Annotated in this window: 17 protein-coding genes; 9 read left to right on the plus strand and 8 right to left on the minus strand. The window is 65.5% G+C overall.

All coding sequences use genetic code 11. The annotated features are described in order from the left end of the window. Positions 1 to 68 precede the first annotated feature (68 nt). Positions 69 to 335 carry a hypothetical protein gene (locus PWP93_RS32285; protein ID WP_421028194.1) on the plus strand — a complete coding sequence of 89 codons (267 nt, stop codon included), beginning with the start codon at positions 69 to 71 and terminating at the stop codon, positions 333 to 335. 89 nt (positions 336 to 424) lie between these two features. On the opposite strand, the gene ggt is transcribed toward PWP93_RS32285, so the two are convergent. From ggt to PWP93_RS32310, 5 genes are all read right to left on the minus strand, one after another. After that, positions 425 to 2,017 carry a gamma-glutamyltransferase gene (ggt, locus tag PWP93_RS32290; RefSeq protein WP_421047623.1) on the minus strand — a complete coding sequence of 531 codons (1,593 nt, stop codon included), beginning with the start codon at positions 2,015 to 2,017 and terminating at the stop codon, positions 425 to 427. Positions 2,018 to 2,087: 70 nt separating this feature from the next. Next, complete coding sequence (locus PWP93_RS32295; RefSeq protein WP_421028196.1) at positions 2,088 to 2,882, minus strand: amino acid ABC transporter ATP-binding protein; 795 nt, start codon at positions 2,880 to 2,882, stop codon at positions 2,088 to 2,090. Position 2,883: 1 nt separating this feature from the next. Continuing rightward, positions 2,884 to 3,651, minus strand: a complete 768-nt coding sequence (locus tag PWP93_RS32300; protein ID WP_421047624.1) for an amino acid ABC transporter permease — start codon at positions 3,649 to 3,651, stop codon at positions 2,884 to 2,886. A 15-nt stretch (positions 3,652 to 3,666) separates the two neighbouring features. Then, entirely contained in the window at positions 3,667 to 4,485 is an 819-nt protein-coding gene (locus PWP93_RS32305; protein ID WP_421047625.1) for an ABC transporter substrate-binding protein, read from the minus strand. Between the two features lie 95 nt (positions 4,486 to 4,580). After that, positions 4,581 to 5,264: a GntR family transcriptional regulator gene (locus PWP93_RS32310; RefSeq protein ID WP_421028199.1), complete on the minus strand. Its 684-nt coding sequence runs from the start codon at positions 5,262 to 5,264 to the stop codon at positions 4,581 to 4,583. A gap of 144 nt (positions 5,265 to 5,408) precedes the next feature. On the opposite strand from PWP93_RS32310, the gene PWP93_RS32315 reads away from it, so the two are divergent. From PWP93_RS32315 to PWP93_RS32330, 4 genes are all read left to right on the plus strand, one after another. Continuing rightward, a complete protein-coding gene (locus PWP93_RS32315) occupies positions 5,409 to 6,023 on the plus strand; it encodes a TetR/AcrR family transcriptional regulator (RefSeq protein WP_421047626.1) in 615 nt (204 codons plus the stop codon). 293 nt (positions 6,024 to 6,316) lie between these two features. After that, positions 6,317 to 7,720 carry a GABA permease gene (gabP, locus tag PWP93_RS32320; RefSeq protein ID WP_421047627.1) on the plus strand — a complete coding sequence of 468 codons (1,404 nt, stop codon included), beginning with the start codon at positions 6,317 to 6,319 and terminating at the stop codon, positions 7,718 to 7,720. Between the two features lie 145 nt (positions 7,721 to 7,865). Beyond that, a complete protein-coding gene (locus PWP93_RS32325; protein ID WP_421047628.1) occupies positions 7,866 to 8,600 on the plus strand; it encodes an aldolase in 735 nt (244 codons plus the stop codon). Positions 8,601 to 8,690: 90 nt separating this feature from the next. Continuing rightward, the gene (locus PWP93_RS32330; protein ID WP_421047629.1) at positions 8,691 to 9,539 is read left to right on the plus strand and encodes an AraC family transcriptional regulator; all 849 of its coding nucleotides are present in this window, start codon (positions 8,691 to 8,693) and stop codon (positions 9,537 to 9,539) included. A gap of 49 nt (positions 9,540 to 9,588) precedes the next feature. On the opposite strand, the gene eutC is transcribed toward PWP93_RS32330, so the two are convergent. Beyond that, positions 9,589 to 10,398, minus strand: coding sequence for an ethanolamine ammonia-lyase subunit EutC (gene eutC / locus PWP93_RS32335; protein ID WP_421047630.1), 810 nt, complete (start codon positions 10,396 to 10,398; stop codon positions 9,589 to 9,591). Then, positions 10,395 to 11,816 (minus strand): ethanolamine ammonia-lyase subunit EutB, encoded by a 1,422-nt coding sequence (locus tag PWP93_RS32340; RefSeq protein ID WP_421047631.1) that lies wholly within the window; start codon positions 11,814 to 11,816, stop codon positions 10,395 to 10,397. Before PWP93_RS32340 ends, eutC begins: the two co-directional genes overlap by 4 nt. 358 nt (positions 11,817 to 12,174) lie before the next feature. Between PWP93_RS32340 and PWP93_RS32345 the strand changes: the two genes are divergently transcribed. Both PWP93_RS32345 and PWP93_RS32350 read left to right on the plus strand, forming a co-directional pair. Beyond that, positions 12,175 to 12,837, plus strand: a complete 663-nt coding sequence (locus PWP93_RS32345; RefSeq protein ID WP_421047632.1) for a response regulator — start codon at positions 12,175 to 12,177, stop codon at positions 12,835 to 12,837. Next, positions 12,834 to 14,192 carry an ATP-binding protein gene (locus tag PWP93_RS32350; RefSeq protein ID WP_421047633.1) on the plus strand — a complete coding sequence of 453 codons (1,359 nt, stop codon included), beginning with the start codon at positions 12,834 to 12,836 and terminating at the stop codon, positions 14,190 to 14,192. Before PWP93_RS32345 ends, PWP93_RS32350 begins: the two co-directional genes overlap by 4 nt. A gap of 27 nt (positions 14,193 to 14,219) precedes the next feature. Here PWP93_RS32350 and PWP93_RS32355 read toward each other — a convergent pair whose 3' ends face one another. Beyond that, a complete protein-coding gene (locus PWP93_RS32355) occupies positions 14,220 to 14,627 on the minus strand; it encodes a nucleotide pyrophosphohydrolase (RefSeq protein ID WP_421047634.1) in 408 nt (135 codons plus the stop codon). Positions 14,628 to 15,085: 458 nt separating this feature from the next. On the opposite strand from PWP93_RS32355, the gene motA reads away from it, so the two are divergent. Further along, entirely contained in the window at positions 15,086 to 15,952 is an 867-nt protein-coding gene (gene motA, locus PWP93_RS32360) for a flagellar motor stator protein MotA (protein ID WP_421028210.1), read from the plus strand. 19 nt (positions 15,953 to 15,971) lie between these two features. After that, positions 15,972 to 16,934, plus strand: coding sequence for a flagellar motor protein MotB (gene motB, locus PWP93_RS32365; protein WP_421047635.1), 963 nt, complete (start codon positions 15,972 to 15,974; stop codon positions 16,932 to 16,934). Positions 16,935 to 17,003: the final 69 nt, after the last annotated feature.

Below are 17,003 nucleotides of genomic sequence, written 5' to 3' on the forward strand. Positions count from 1 at the left end.
TCCCAAGTTTGCGTGAAATGACCGCCGTGCCACTCTATCTCTCAGTGCCATTCCCTACGGAGGCAGGCATGCAAGCTGAGACGCGCAAGAATGCACGAGTCGCCGCTTTTCTGAACCGGTCGGCGTTGTGTCTGCTGATGTTGCCAGTTGCGTGTCTTGCCTGGGCGCTCCAGGCGTATCCGCCTCATCACGCATATTTACTCAGCTTCTCGCTGGGCACATGGGTCTGGGCTTTCGCCGGCATCCTCTTTGTGGTCTCGGCGGCCTTCCACGTCGACGCCCCCGATCAGCACATCGAGCACGACACCGGATTCCGGGAAGCACACGGGCATTGATTTGCCCGCGTGCGGTGCAAGCGGGGCGGCGCTCACACGAGTGACGGCCACCCCGATTCGATGCCCGATCAGGGCGCGCAGTCACGCCCTCAATACCCGAGCGCGCATCCGTCCTTTCGATGATCGGACGCGCCCGTCAGCACGCCTCGCTCCCAATCGATGCAGATCGCCTGCGAGCCGCCAATCGGTCCGGCGCTGGGCACGAGCGCGAAGCCGCGATCCGCGAGCACGGCGCGCGCGGCTTCGGGCAGCGTCGATTCGACTTCCACCGTTGCCGTGCCCGGGCGCGGAAATACGCGCGGCAAATCCATCGCCGTCTGCATGTCCAGGCCGTAATGCAGCACCTTCGACAGAAAATGCGCGTGGCCCATCGCCTGATAGTGGCCGCCCATCACGCCGAAGCTCATCTGCACGCGGCCATCGCGCGCCACCATGCCGGGGATGATGGTATGCAGCGGGCGTTTGTGCGGGGCGATCGCGTTCGGATGCCCCGGCTCGACAGAAAATCCCATGCCGCGATTATGCAGCATCACGCCCGATTCCTTGCCCATCAATCCGCTGCCGAATGGATAGAACAACGAATTGATGAAGCTCACGCAGTTGCGGTCGCGATCGACCACGGTGATATAGACCGTATCGCGGTGCTCGACCGAGATGAGCGCGGCGGCCGGGTCCAGCACGCTCTCGAGATCGATGCGGCTGCGCAGTGCGTCGACGTAGTCGTCGGATAGCAGGTGCTCGACGTCGACAGGCTGCTCGCGCGGGTCGCCCAGCATCGCATCGCGCACCGCATAGGCGAGCTTGGCCGCTTCGATCTCGCGATGCAGGCGATCGGGGTCGAGCGGGCCGCCTTCGGCATCGTACTTGTCGAGCAGTCTTAGCAGCAGCAGCGCGATCATGCCCTGCCCCGCCGGCGGACATTCGATCACGTCGTAGCCGCGAAACTTCGTGCGAATCGGCGTGACGTATTCACCGCTGAATCCGGCGAAGTCGTCGAGCGTGTGCAAGCCGCCGTGCTCCTGCAGCTTGACAACGAGATCGGCAGCCACCGCGCCGCGATAGAACGCGTCGCGGCCCGTCTCGGCAATCGCGCGCAGCGTGTTCGCCAGGCGCGGCTGCCGGTGGGTTTCGCCCGCGCGCAGCGCGGCGCCGTCGACGAGCATGGTCTTGGCCGCCACGGCGTCGCGCGCGAGCGTCTCAACCTCGGCAGCCCAGTCGCGCGCGGTGCGCGGCGCGACGGCGTAGCCCTCTTCCGCGAAACGGATGGCCGGCGCGAGCACGTCGCGCAACGGCAGGCGGCCGTGGTCGCGATGGAGCGTCGTCCATGCATCCACGGCGCCTGGCACGGTCACCGCGTGCGGCGAATGACGCGCAATCGTCGTGACGCCCATCGCGCGCAAACGCTCCGCGCTCGCAGCGGCGGGCGCCCAGCCCGAGCCGTCATAGGCAATCGCGTCGTCGCTGCCGCCGCGCGAATAGAGCGCGAAGCAGTCCCCGCCGATACCCGTGGAACCGGGTTCGACCACGCATTGCACTGCGCACGCGGCAATCGCCGCGTCCATGGCGTTGCCGCCGGCGGCCAGCATCTGGACGGCGGTAAGCGTGGCACTCGGGTGCGAAGTCGCGGCCATGCCATTGCGGGCCATCACGAGCGAACGGCCCGGCGTTTCGAAGTTACGCATCAGCGCACTCTCCTTTTTTGGTGTCCTGACGATGAGTCATGAAAGGCGGTCCTGCCGCCTTCGATACGGATTACGCGGGCGCGGCGGTGCGCAAGGTGCGCCGCAGGAAGGTCTGCGTGCGCGGGTGCGAAGGCGCGGTAAAAATGCGCTCGGGCGGACCTTCCTCGATCAGCTCGCCCTGGTCGAGCACGACCACGCGGTCGGCCACCTCGCGGGCAAAGCCCATCTCGTGAGTGACGACCACCATCGTCATGCCGTCTTCCGCGAGTTCCTTCATGACCTGCAACACCTCGCCCACGGTTTCCGGGTCGAGCGCGCTAGTCGGCTCGTCGAACAGCAGCACCTTGGGCTGCATCGCGAGCGCACGCGCGATGGCAATGCGTTGCTGCTGACCGCCGGAAAGCTGCGACGGATAATGGTCGGCGCGATCCGCGAGTCCCACGCGCGCGATCAGCGCCTTCGCCTGCCTGAGCGCTTCTTCACGCGGCATTTTCAGCACGTGAATCGGCGCCTCGATCACATTCTCCAGCGCAGTCATGTGCGGAAACAGATTGAAGCGCTGAAACACCATGCCGATATCGCGGCGTTGCCGCGCGAGCGTACGCGCCGAATCGCGCACGAGCGTGCCGTTCGGGCGCTCAACAAAGCCGAGCAGCTTGCCGTTCACGCGCACGCGCCCGCTGTCGTACGACTCCAGCAAATTCAGACAGCGGATGAAGGTAGTCTTGCCCGATCCCGACGAGCCGATCAGCACCACCACCTCCCCCTTCGCGACGCTCAGCGAAATGCCGTTGAGCACCTTGGTCGGGCCGAAGGACTTGTGGATGTCCGACGCCTCGATCACGATTTCGCGTGCTTCGCTCATGTCATCGCCCCCGCAGCAGCTTCATCGTTTGCGCGCCGAACAGGCGCGTGTTCGCAGCCGGCTTCGCCTCGCCGCGGCCGAAGTGCGCTTCCAGCCGCCGCTGCACGAAGCCCCAGAGCGTGGTGAGCGCGAGGAAGTAAATGCCGAGCACGAGATAGAGTTCGAACACGCGGAAGTTCACCGAGGTGATCATCTGCGTGCTAAGCAGCAATTCCGGTACGCCGATCACGCTCACGAGCGTGGTGTTTTTCAGCATCACGTTGAACTCGTTGCCGAGCGGCGGCACGATCACGCGCAGCGCCTGCGGCAGCACGACCCGGCGCATGAGCAGCACCGAGGTCATGCCGAGCGAGCGCGACGCTTCGTACTGCCCGCGATCAACCGAGCTCAGCCCGGCGCGAATGATCTCCGCCTGATAAGCGGCCGAGTTCATGCCGAGCGCGAGCACCGCCGCCTGAATATTGCCCGGCAGCGTGACGATGCCGAAGTCGAGATCGTGAAAATGGAAGATGTTCGCGGCGGCGAACGCCGTGTACAGAAACACGATCTGCATGAGCAGCGGCGTGCCGCGCATGACCCAGATGTAGCCGCGCGCGAGCGACTGCACCGGCAGGCTCGACGAAAGCCTCATGAGCGCGACGATCAGCCCGAGCGTCGCGCCGAGCACGACCGCGCACGCGCTGATCGAGAACGTGAGCCATAGCCCGTGCAGATACGCGGGGCTGGGCTCCAGCAAGAATTTCCGGAAAATCTCCCAACTGAAATTCATGGCTTCACCCCGCGCTCAATAGCGGTCGTTCTCGAGCTTCCAGGTCGCGAGCATCTTGCCGTAGCGATCACTCTTCACGAGGTCGGCCACGACCTTCGCCACTGCCGGCGAAAGCGGCTCACCCTTGCGCGCACCAATGCCCGTTGCGATGCGGTTGAAGCCCGGCACGGCTTCCTCGAACATGTCGCCCGACGCCTGGCGGAAGTGCGCGGCGCTCTCCGAGGTGGTGCCATAGGCATCGACCTGTTGCAGGCGGAATGCCTGAAATGCATCGGCATCCGAACTATAGACAACGATATTCATGGGCGCCTTGCCTGCTGCGGCAAGCTTCTGATTTTCTTTTTCGAGCAGCGAGCTGATGGTCGTGCCGTTGAGCACGCCGACCTTCAGGCCCGAAAGGTCGTCGAGCGAGCGCACGTGGCGCGGGTTGCCGCGCGGCACCATGATCGACTGGCTCGAATACATGTAGTCGACGATGTCGATGATCTGACGCCGCTCGGGCTTGTCGAACAACTGGCCGATCACGAGATCGCATTGACGCGCCTGCAGCGCGGGGATCTGCCCGCTGAACGACATCACTTTCCACTCGACCTTGAGATTGCCGAGTTGCTTCGCCACATCGTGCGCGACATCGACGGAGAAGCCGCGCGGCTGCTGATTCTCGTCGTAGGACGCGAGCGGCGGCGCATCCATGCTCGAACAGTACGTCAGCGTGCCGCTTTTCACGAGGCCCAGATCGGCCGCGTGCGCCGTGGCCGCGCCGGCAAGCTGCGACAGCACCGCGAGGCCGGCGCAGGCGGCAAGACGAAAACGCTTGAACTCTTTTGCTGACATCGAGAGGCTCCTGGCTAAATGTGGGCACAACGTGTGGGACACAACGAGTGAGGCACAACGAGTGGGGCGCAACGACAAATGGGCAAACCGGCGCATCATTCCCGCGACGCCGGCGATTCGAGGAATGCGATGATCTGCGGCACCGTGGATTCGATGTGGGCGCGCAGCGCCTGCTCGGCTTGCGCGGGGTCGCGCGTGCGCAACGCGTCGATCAGGATCTGATGCGCGTCGCGCGCACGCTTTCGCCTGAACGTCGCCTGCTCGATCCACAGGCGCATGGGGCCTTCGATCAGCGTGTAGAGCGAGAGAATCTGCTGATACAGACGCGTGCGGCCACTGATTTCGCACAGGTACTCGTGAAACGCGCAGTGGCGCTGCACCCAGGTGTCAGTGTCGCCCACGCAGGCGTCCATGTCTTCCAGCAGGCGTTCGAGTTTCGCGAGGTGCGCTTCGGTGCAGCGCGGCGCGGCCACGCGCATGGCGAGTCCTTCGAGCGCGATGCGCATGTCGAAGATGTCCTGGACCTCCTCGACCGAAAGACCGCGAACGATCGCGCCACGGTTGGGACGCTGGATCACCAGCCCCTCGCTGTGCAAGCGCCGCAGCGCGGCGCGCACCGGCATGCGGCTCATCGAAAGCGCGTCGGCCACGGTCTCCGCGACGATGCGCTGGCCCGCCGCATAGCGGCCTTCGATGATCGCCTCCAGCAAGAAACGATAGGCCTCTTCCTCGGCGGATAACGCCGGACCGGCAGTGCTGCGAACGTTGGTGGCTTGCATGGTGCGGTGCGGCACGACGCCGCGTCCGGTTGTGCGATGTCAAGGAGATTACTCCAGCTGGATTTTTGGATCCAGTCTTTCAAAAAAGAGATTTCACCGGCTGACGGATTCAGGCTACAGGGGGATGAACGGTAAAATCCCGGCATGGATCCCACCGCCTCCCCTCAGCGCCTGACCGATCGCAAGCGCGCCGCCATTCTCGCGGCGGCCATCGAGGAATTTCTCGCGGCCGGCTACGACGCCACCAGCATGGACCGCATTGCTGCGCGGGCGAGCGTCTCGAAACGCACGGTTTACAACCATTTCCCGAGCAAGGAGGCACTGTTCGCGGCGATCTTGCATCGGCTCTGGGACGCCAGCCAGGACAGCATGCCGCTCGCCTATCGCGCCACGGAGCCGCTGCACGAGCAATTGCTGGCGCTCTTGCTGCGCAAGCTGCGCCTCATGGCCGACGATTCGTTCCTCGCGCTTGCGCGCGTGGCGATCGGCACGGGCATTCACTCGCCCGAGCGCGCGCGGGACATGGTGGCGCGCATCGGCGAGCGCGAGGAAGACGTCACCGCATGGATCCGCGCGGCAGCCGCCGACGGCCGCCTGCATGTTGACGACCCGCTTTTCGCTGCGCATCAGTTGCATGCGCTCGTGAAGGCGTTCGCGTTCTGGCCGCAAGTGACGATGGGACAGCCCCCGCTGGCCGAAGAGGAACAACAGCGCATCGCGCAAGCGGCAACCGAGATGTTTCTCGCGCGCTACGCGTAAGGCACGGCGGAGCGCACCGGTGCGGCGCACAGCTCCTTCAAAATAATTTGGATTCCAAATTTATTTGCGCATCTGCGGATGCGTGGCCCACGCGGCACCATCGCGCTATCAAATAGCATCGAACTTCATCGAAGTTCATCTCGCAAACCCCGCGAAAAATGAGATTCCTGCAAATTCTTTATGCGGAATCACGCCGTTATCAAGCGCGCATGGATTGGCCCTTGACGCCCATTCATCGGCAAACGAGACTCTACGCGCCGTATTGGAATCAGATGGTTGACTTTGGAGACAACATGCAGGTATCGAACGACGCTAAATTAAGCAATGGACTCAAGCAGCGGCACGTCACGATGATGTCGATCGGCGGCGTGATCGGCGCGGGGTTGTTCGTGGGCTCGGGCCACGCGATCGCGGAGGCCGGCCCGGCCGCCCTGCTTGCCTATATTTTCACGGGCGTGCTGGTCGTGCTCGTCATGAGAATGCTGGGCGAAATGGCCACGGCGCAGCCCGACAGCGGCTCGTTCTCCACTTATGCCGACCAGGCCATCGGCCATTGGGCCGGCTTCACGATCGGCTGGCTGTACTGGTGGTTCTGGGTGCTGGTCATCCCCATTGAAGCCACGGCCGCCGCCACCATCCTCAACGCGTGGTTTCCCTCGATTGCAACGTGGGTCTACGCCCTCGGGATCACCTTCATCCTGACCGTCACGAATCTTCTCTCGGTCAAGAACTACGGCGAATTCGAGTTCTGGTTCGCACTGGTCAAGGTGGTCGCCATCATCGTGTTTCTCTGCATCGGCGGCGCGGCCATCCTTGGCGTGCTGCCGAATTCGGGCGTGTCGGGCGCCGCGCGGCTCGTGGAAAACGGCGGCTTCATGCCCAACGGAATCGGCGCCGTTCTCGCGGCGATGCTGACCACCATGTTCTCGTTCATGGGCACGGAAATCGTCACCATCGCCGCCGCCGAATCGCGCAACCCGCGGCAGCAGATCGTGCGCGCCACCCGCTCGGTCATCTGGCGCATTTCGCTGTTCTATTTCGGCTCGATCTTCGTCGTCACGGCCATCGTGCCGTGGACCGATCCTGGCCTGACTTCGCAGGGCTCGTATCAGCGCGCCATGGAACTGATCGGCGTGCCGCACGCGAAGGCCATCATCGATATGGTCGTGCTGCTGGCCGTGGCGAGTTGCCTGAACTCGGCGCTTTATACCGCGTCGCGCATGCTCTTTTCGCTCTCCGTGCGCCGCGATGCGCCGGCCCTGCTGCGCACGACCGACCACGCGGGCACGCCGCGTGCCGCCGTGCTCGCCTCCACCGCGTTCGGCTTTCTCACGGTGATCGCGAACTACCTCGTGCCCGAGCGCGTCTTCAGCTTCCTGCTGGCCACGTCGGGCGCCATCGCGCTGCTCGTGTACCTCGTCATCGCCGTCTCGCAGTTGCGGATGCGCGGAAAACTGAACATGGTCAAGGATGACCTGCAGCTGAAAATGTGGTGCTTTCCGTGGCTGACGTGGGTGGTGATTGCGTTCATCTGCGGCGTGCTGGTGGTGATGCTGATGGGCGAGGATCACCGGACCGAAGCCGCGGCAACGGGCGCGCTGGCGATTTTCGTGGTGGTGGCGTCGTGGCTGAACCAGCGCCATCAGCAGCGCCATAAGCAAGCTCACGTTCAGCACGCTTCCACGCGCGTCCACTGAAGGCGCCTCCGGCTGCTCGATCGAATCAATCTCCCCGGCTGGGCTGGACATCAACGCCGCAAGCCCGGAAACTGGAGCCCGCCGGGCACGCAAGCGACGCGCCACGAAGATTGAAAACGCCCGGCCCGAAACAGGAGATCGACGGATGAACGAGTTTCCGGCCATTTTTCACGACCCAGGCGTCAAGAAGCTGCGCGCCGATCTCGCGCTTGCACTGCGCGCAGCCGCGCATTACGGCCTCGGCGAAGGCGTCTGCAACCACTTCAGCGTCGCGCTTCCCGGCGAGGACGGGCTCTTCCTGCTGAACCCGCGCGGCCTGATGTGGAGCGAGGTCGGCGACGACGACGTCGCGATCGTGGATGCGGCCGGCGCGGTGGTCGCGGGCCGGCACGAAGTGGAGCCAACGGCCATGTTCATCCACGCCGCGATCCATCGCATCGCCGGCAAGATCTGTGTTCTGCACACTCACATGCCCTACGCCACGGCGCTCACACTGACCGAGGACTGCGGGCTCGACACGGCGCTCTCGCAGAACGCCATGCGCTACCACGGCCGCATCGCGCTGGATCGCGAATACAACGGTCTCGCGCTCGGCCCCGAGGAAGGCGAGCGCATCGCGCACGCGCTGGGCGGCAAGGACATCGGCTTCCTCGGCAACCATGGCGTGGTGGTATGCGGCGAGCGCATCGATTACGCGTTCGACGATCTCTACTACCTCGAGCGCGCATGCATGGCGCAGGTGCTCGCACGCTCGACCGGGCGCGCGCTGCGGCCCGTGGCCGCCGACCTCGCGCAACGGGTCGCGAGCCAGGTGCAGGGCGAGCGATTGCAATCGGAGCTGTTTTTCGCGGCCTTGCGTAGAACGCTGCCCAACGCGTAGCAAAGAATACTGCGCGCAAACATCGAGAAACTTCGGCGGAGTCGCGCAGGCCTCGTGCGCCATCCCCGCCCGCTCGCTTCCGTTCCCACCATGCCGAAATCCCGCCCTCCGGCCGCCACGAGCGCGCGCAACGTGCCGCAGCACGTGAGCCCGCCGCCGTTCGCCGACACGCTGCCCGTGCCGGTCTATTTCCGCACCGAGCACCTGCCGTCGCACGCGCGCTATCCGACGATGCGGCATCCGTGGGGCGAGTTCGTCTACTCGTTCAGCGGCATCACCGAGGTCACAACCGGCGAGGAATACTTTCTCGCGCCGCCGCACATGGGCCTGTGGATTGCGCCAGGCACCGAGCACGTCGGCTTCAATCATGCGGAGACCGTGCACTGCTCGGTCTACATCAGCCGCGAGCTGTGCAGCGCGATGCCTGCGCACACCTGCGCGATGATGGTCTCGCCGCTCGTGCGCAGCATGCTCGACCATTTGCGCGCGTTGCCGCCGGCCGGACACGACGGCAGCGAGTCGCCAGCGCGCGCCCGCTTGCTGCGCGTGCTGGTGGACCTGCTCTCCACTTGCGCCACCACCGGCAGCTATCTCCCGCACGCGGACAACCCCGACTTGAACGCCGTGCTGCAAGTCTTCCACGGCAATCCCGCCGACAACCGCCCGCTCGCCGAGCTCGCCGCCGCGTTCCATATGAGCGAGCGCACGCTGATGCGCCACGCGCAGCGCGAACTGGGGATGTCGCTGACCGAGTGGCGCGCGCGCCTGCGTCTCGTGAGCGCGTTGCCGCTGCTGCAAGCGGGGCGCAGCGTGGAATCGGTGGCGCTCGATCTCGGCTATGCGACTTCGTCGGCGTTCATCGCCATGTTTCGCCGGCTCACGGGCACGAGTCCAGGCAAATTCGTGGCGCGCCCGGCCAATCATCAGTCATCCGAATGAATTCGCTCGCGAGCCACGCCAGGTGAATGGGTGGCTTGAGCATTCCCGGCTACGTTGGCCCGATCCGCGCCGCGTCTCGCGCCCCTGGCAGCGGCGTGTCGCTATCGTCCTTGAGGCCCACGCCAGTTAGCCCGAGCCGCCGTGCATGCGTGAGCAGGTAGTGCAGCTTGTGCGCAGCTCCATCGTAGGGCAGGCCCTCGGGCCGCACGTTCGAAATGCAGTTGCGCATGGCATCGTGGCAGCCCACCTTGGGCGCCCAGGTGAGATACACGCCCAGGCTGTCGGGCGAACTCAGGCCCGGCCGCTCGCCGATGAGCATCGCCACAAGCTTCGCGCCCAGCAACTCGCCGATCTCGTCGCCGAGCGCGACGCGCGCCTGGCGCGCCACCACCACCGGGCCAATACGCCAGCCGTGGCCCGCAGCAGCGTCTGCGTTCAAGCGCTCGCGCACCGCTTGCAGCAGCGGCAAGGCCTGCTTTGCGGCGGCTAACGCCGAGAGCCCATCGCCGACCACGAACACGATGTCGGGGCCCGCGTTGCTCGCCTTGCCCGCCTCGGCCAGCGCGGCGCGGCTCTCGTCCGAGAGCCGCCGACCGAGATCGGGGCGGCGCAGGTAATGCTCGCGGTCGGGTGCGGCGCTTGCCACGGCGAGCGTCGCGAAACCCGCCGCTTCGAGTTCGCGCCGCAATGCCTCGACATCGAGCGGCTGATGCACAGCATCGCGCGCCTGCGCGTGCGCCAGATCGAATGCGAGCAGCGGCGCGGTCGGCAGGCCATTGCCCGCGCGTCCCAGCGCGATGCGCGCGTTCGTGAACACCTTCAGGCCAGCCCATGGATTCTTTTCGACGGCGTCGCTCATTGGCTCGCTCCATTCCCGTTTGCCATTGCGCTATCCAGCCATTCCTGCGCCCCCGCCAGCAGCGGCACGCGCGCCGAGACGGGCAGCAGCGCGCCGTGTGCGTCGGCAATTTCCATCGTCTCCAGCCACTCCTCGAACTCGGGCGCACGCCGCAAGCCCAGCACATCGCGCACATAAAGCGCGTCGTGAAACGAGGTGCTCTGGTAGTTGAGCATCACGTCATCCGCGCCGGGAACGCCCATGATGAAATTGATGCCTGCCGCACCCAGCAGCGTGATCAGCGTGTCCATGTCGTCCTGATCGGCCTGCGCGTGGTTCGTATAGCAGATGTCGCAACCCATCGGCACCCCTAACAACTTGCCGCAGAAGTGGTCTTCCAGCCCGGCGCGGATGATCTGCTTGCCGTCGTAGAGGTACTCCGGGCCGATGAAGCCCACCACCGTGTTTACGAGGAACGGCTCGAAGCGGCGCGCGACGGCATAGGCGCGCACTTCGCAGGTCTGCTGATCGACGCCATGATGCGCATTGGCGGAAAGCGCGCTGCCCTGCCCCGTCTCGAAGTACATGAGATTGTTGCCCACGGTGCCGCGCTTGAGCGCGAGAGCCGCCTCGCGGGCCTCGCCCAGCAGCCCGAGCGAGATGCCGAAACTCGCGTTGGCCTTCTCGGTGCCCGCGATCGACTGGAACACGAGGTCGACGGGCGCACCCTGCTCGATCGCCGCGATCGTGCTGGTGACATGCGTGAGCACGCACGACTGCGTCGGCACGCGAAAGCGCTCGCGGAACTCATCGATCATCGCGAGCAGCTTCACGACGGCGGAGAGGCTGTCGCTGGCCGGATTGATGCCGATCATCGCGTCGCCGCAGCCGTACATGAGGCCATCGAGCATCGAGGCGGCAATGCCCTTCACGTCGTCGGTCGGATGATTCGGTTGCAGGCGCACCGACATGCGCCCGGGCAACCCCACCGTGTTGCGAAAGCGCGTGACCACCGGGCGCTTCTTCGCCACCGCGATGAGGTCCTGGTTGCGCATGAGCTTCGAGACCGCCGCGGCCATCTCCGGTGTGATACCCGGCCCCAGGCGTTCGAGCGTCGCGGCGTCCGCTGCGGGCGAGAGCAGCCAGTTGCGAAAATCGCCCACGCTCAGATGCGAGACCGGCGCAAATGCATCCTCGTCGTGCGTGTCGACGATCAGTCGCGTCACTTCGTCTTCTTCGTAAGGCACCAGGGCCTCATTCAGGAAGGTCTTGAGCGGCACGTTGGCGAGCGCCATCTTCGCGGCCACGCGCTCCTCCTCGCTTGCGGCCGCCACGCCCGCGAGCTGGTCGCCGCTGCGCAGCGGGCCCGCCTTGGCGAGCAAGGTTTTGAGATCCGCGAAGCGATACGTGCGCGGACCAATCGTCTCCGTGTAGGACATCGCCTCCTCTCCTGTCTTGGCTGGCGTCCGAAGCCGCTTCGCGCTGCGAGTGGGTCGCCAGCAACAAGCATAGCCCATTGCACGCGACTTTCATTTTGCCTACGCAGCATGATGGCGCGCCCGATCGCCCTTTAAGGATGTCGTAAGCGTTTTCCCTTCACAATGCGCCGCCTGCTCTGCACCGGGGAGCACGCGTTTTTCGTGCTTGATCGGCAGATGTCGCTCGTGCTGCTGGGCACGGGCACGCACGACACGGCACCGGAGCGGCTGAAGCAGCAGAAGACGTGGAGGCTGTGCCATGTGTGCAACTAAAACTGAGCGACAATTGCGGATCGAAGCAGCAACCTGGAGCAACACGATGCGTCTCTTGCTCGTCGAAGACGACGAAATGATTGCCGAGCCCGTGCTCGACGCGCTGCGCCGCGAAGGCTATGCCGTCGACTGGGCAAAGGACGGGCGCGAGGCCGAACTCTCGCTCGCCAACGACGTCTACGACCTCGTGCTGCTCGACCTGGGCCTGCCGAAGAAGGACGGCGTGAGCGTGCTGGCCGCCTACCGCCGGCGCGGCGGCGACGCGCCGATCCTGATCCTCACCGCGCGCGACAGCGTGACCGACCGCGTGGGCGGACTCGACGCGGGCGCCGACGACTACCTCGTCAAGCCCTTCGATCTCGACGAACTCGCGGCGCGCGCCCGTGCGCTGCTGCGGCGGCGCACGGGCCGCAAGCAGCCGGTCTACGAGCACGGCGACCTCGCGCTCGACCCGGCCGCGCACGAGGTGACCCAGCGCGGCGAGCCGGTCTCGCTCGTGCCGCGCGAGTTCGCGTTGCTGCACGTGCTGATCGAGGAGCCCGCGCGCGTGTTCACCAAGGCAGAGCTCGAAGAACGGCTCTACGGCTGGGGCGAGGAAGTCGGCAGCAACACGATCGAAGTGCACGTGCACAGCCTGCGCCGCAAGATCGGCGCGGACCAGATCGTCACGGTGCGAGGCGTGGGGTATCGGCTCAAGAGGGGCGAATGAGATCGATCCGCCGCCGGCTGCTGGGCTGGCTGATTTGCGGGTTCGCGGCCGGCTCGGCGGTGGCGGGCTTCGGCATCTTTCACACTGCGCACGACGAAGCCAACGAACTGTTCGATTACGAACTGCGCGCCGTGGCGCTCTCGCTGCCGTCGAACCTCACCGCAGGTCATACGGCGCACGCGGCGCCCGACCTGCAGGGCATCGCCGACGACCGCATCCTCATCGAGATCTGGGACGCCAACGGCACGCCGGTCTATCACACCTCGCACGACGCGCCGCTGCCGCGCAATCCGGAAGGATTCCATACGATCGAGCGGGCGGAAACACACTGGCGCACCTTCGGCGTGCAGCAAACCGCGCGCTTCGTGCAAGTGGCCCAGCCGATTTCCGTGCGCGAAACGCTGGCGCTGCACCTCGCACTGCATACGCTCTGGCCGCTCGCGCTGTTCGTGCCGGTGGCCATCGTGCTCGTGCTGCTCGTGGTCGCGCGCGGCCTCGCGCCCGTCGGCGCCCTCTCCACCCTGCTGGCCGCGCGCTCGTACAACGTGCTGGAGCCGATCAGACTGGACGGCTCGGTGCCCATCGAGCTGCGCCCGCTGGTGGAGGCTCTCAACGACCTGCTGCAGCGCCTGAACGCGGCTTCGCAGGCACAGCGCACCTTTATCGCCGACGCCGCACACGAGCTGCGCTCGCCGCTCGCGGCGCTCAAGCTCCAGTTGCAGGCGGCGCTGCGCGACGGCACGCTCACCGGCGAGCCGCACACGACCGGGCGCATCGAAACCCGCCTGAACCGCCTGATCCGACTCGTGCAGCAGTTGCTCACGCTCGCGCGCGAGGACGCGCAGCCGGCGCTGCCCGTCGCTGTGGTGAGTCTGCGCCGGCTCGGCCAACAGGCGATCGGCGACTTCTCGCTGCTCGCCGAAGATAAGGACATCGACCTCGGCCTCGAAATGCGCGCGCCCGTGACCGAAGGCGATGCCTGCAACGTGGCCGCCGACCCGCACGGGCTCATCACGCTGCTGAACAATCTGCTCGACAACGCCATCCGCTATACGCCGCGCGGCGGCAAGATCGATCTCGTGCTCACGCGCACCGGCGAGCAGCTGGGCTTCGAGGTCATCGACAACGGGCCCGGCATCCCGGAGGAGGATCTGGAGCGCGTGCTCGACCGCTTTTATCGCGCGAGCCATGTGCAAGGCACCGGCAGCGGGCTCGGCCTCTCGATTGCGATGCGCATCGCGCAGCGTCACGGCCTGCAGCTCGTGCTGCGCAACAATGCGGACGGGCACGGGTTGACTGCCGCGGTGAGCGGGTTGCGCCCGCGCCAGGAGACCGAAGCGGGCGCGCAGGCTTGAGCCCTCGTTCCGTGCGCCATTCACGCATTAAAGCTCGCTATGCTTTTTCGCATTGCCTTTCGCCTTGTCGACTGGATAGCGGGTTTCGTTCAGCCTCACCTTGTCGGCCGCCGCTTTCACCAGATCGAAACCGGCCGTATGCGCGACCAGCAACAAGTAGATAAACACATCGGCGCATTCCTGCTCGAGATGCGCACGGCCCTGCGGGTCGGCTATCAGCGCGGCAATCTGCGCGTCGTCCTTCCACTGGATCGTTTCCAGCAGTTCGCCGGCCTCGATGCTCGTCGAGACGATCAGGTTGCGCAGCGTATGAAACTGCTGCCAGTCGCGCGCGTCGCGGAACGCGAGGACTTGCTCCATGAGCCGGTCGAGCGGCGTGGCGGTGGTCTGCGTTGGCGTGGTCTGCATGAGTTGGGGCGGCGTGGATGGGGTCATTGCGATGCGTTGCCGTGCGGTGCGCGGCGTGCGGGAAGCGCGCCCGGCGGAACGCGAAGCCCGGATTGTACCGCCGCGCGCCCGCCGGGTCGTGGCGGATTGTGGCCCCAGTTCCGTGCTTCGGGCTAAGGGCTTCGGGTAAGTGCGGATTCAGCCCGCCCTGCGCGAGCGGTGCGGCGACGCTTTCCCCACCCATGCGTCGCGCGCTTCGGCAATTTTCTTCCATTGTTTCGGATACCAAATCTATTTGAAGCCGCGAATTGATCCAGCCCCGCAAAAAAATGTCCTCGACCGGCTTCAGCAATGCGTGCCGCCGCCGTAAAGATGGCCATGCATTCATGTGAATGCAACCATCATGAGATCACGCTCGCAAGCAGCAAAATTCGCGCTTCGCCACTCCAGCGTTCATGCCGCGCGACGCAGAGCCATTTGACTTTCAGGGAGCAAAGGAAAACATTATGTTCGTCGCAATCGGCTGGATCCTGGTACTCGGATCGGTGATCGGGAGCTTCGTGGGCGTGGGCGGTCATCTACCCGCGCTCGTGCAGCCCTTCGAACTGCTATGCATTTTCGGTGCGGCCATTGGCGCCTTCGTGGTGAGCAACCCGCGCGCGACGCTCGGCAAGACGCTCAAGGCGCTGCCGACCTGCTTCAAGGGCGGCGGCTATACCAAGGCGCAGTATCTGGAGCTCATCGCGCTGCTCTATGAGCTGCTGCAAAAGGCGCGCAGGGACGGCATGATGGCGCTCGAAGCCGACATCGAAGCACCGGAAAACAGCCCGATCTTCCAGAAATATGCCCGCGTGCTGGCCGACCATCACCTGCTCGACTTCATCGTCGACTACCTGCGCATGATGTCGAGCGGCAACGTGAACCCCATCGAGATGCAGGACCTGATGGACGAGGAGCTCGACACGCATCACGCCGAAGTCTCGGTCGCGCCCAACGCGATCCAGAAAATGGCCGACGGCCTGCCTGCGTTCGGCATCGTGGCCGCCGTGATGGGCGTCGTGCACACGATGGGCTCGGTCGGCAAGCCGCCCGCCGTGCTCGGCGAGATGATCGCCGGGGCGCTGGTGGGCACCTTCCTCGGCATCCTGCTCGCCTATGGCTTCGTTGGCCCCCTCGCCGATCTGCTCAATGCCAAGGGCCGCGCCGCGTCCAAGCCGTATCAATGCGTGAAGGCCGTGCTGCTCGCCTCGCTGGCGGGCTATGCGCCGTCGGTGGCCGTGGAGTTCGGCCGCAAGGTGCTCTTCACCGCCGATCGCCCGAGCTTCCAGGAACTCGACGAGACCGTGCGCGCGACCAAAACCGTGAAGGCCTGAGCGCCAGGGGAGACGAAACATGGCCGAACGACAGCCAGGCGCACGCGGCGCGCGGGATAGCGAGAGCAGCAAGCCCCCGCTCGTCGTGCGGCGCGTGAAAAAAGGCGGCCACGAGGGCCACCACGGCGGTGCATGGAAAATTGCCTATGCCGACTTCGTGACGGCCATGATGGCGTTCTTCTTGTTGATGTGGCTGCTCGGCTCGACCTCGCAGTACGACCGCGACGGCATCGAAAAGTACTTCAACACACCACTCTCCAGCATGCTGGGCGGCAAGCCCAATTCGGCAAACCCGAGCCCGAGCGTGATCGAGGGCGGCGGTCACGATCTCTCGAACCGGGTGCCCGCCATAGGCGGTGCCAACGCCCAGCCATCGGCGGCGCGTGCGGTGCCCGTATCTGCGAAACCTAGCCTGAACGCCGAAGCCTCGGCCAGCGACCGCACCCGTCTCGCGCAACTGAAGGCGCGGCTCGCCACGCTAATTGAGCAGAAACCCGCGCTCAGCGCCTTCAAGGACCAGATTCGCGTCACGATCACCGACGAAGGCCTGCGCATCGAACTCGTCGACTCGCTCAAGCGCCCAATGTTCGCCACTGGCAGCGCGAAGCTCGAAGACTACGCGCACGCGATTCTCGTAGAGATCGGCAGCGCGCTGAACGACGTGGAGAGCGGTGTATCCATCGCCGGCCATACCGATTCGGTACCGTATTCGGGCGGCCTCGCCGGCTATTCGAACTGGGAGCTTTCGAGCGAGCGCGCCAACGCCGCGCGGCGCGCACTGGTGGCGGGCCACCTGCACGAGGAGCGGCTGCTGCAGGTGCGCGGCGTGGCCGACGTGCTGCCGCTCGACAAAGACGCCGCGGACAGCCCGCTGAACCGGCGCATCAGCATTCTCGTGATGAACAAGGCCGCCGAACGCGCCTTCTTCCAGGACGCGAGCCGCTATGCGGCCGCGGGACCGAAGGCGGGATCGGCGTCATAGAAAAGCGGCAACGGCGGCGCGGGCCTCGCCTCATAGAGCTCGCCCAGGCATCGCAGTTGCGGCGTCAAA

It is taken from the genome of Paraburkholderia sp. A1RI-2L, assembly GCF_048957375.1.
Lineage (GTDB): Bacteria > Pseudomonadota > Gammaproteobacteria > Burkholderiales > Burkholderiaceae > Paraburkholderia.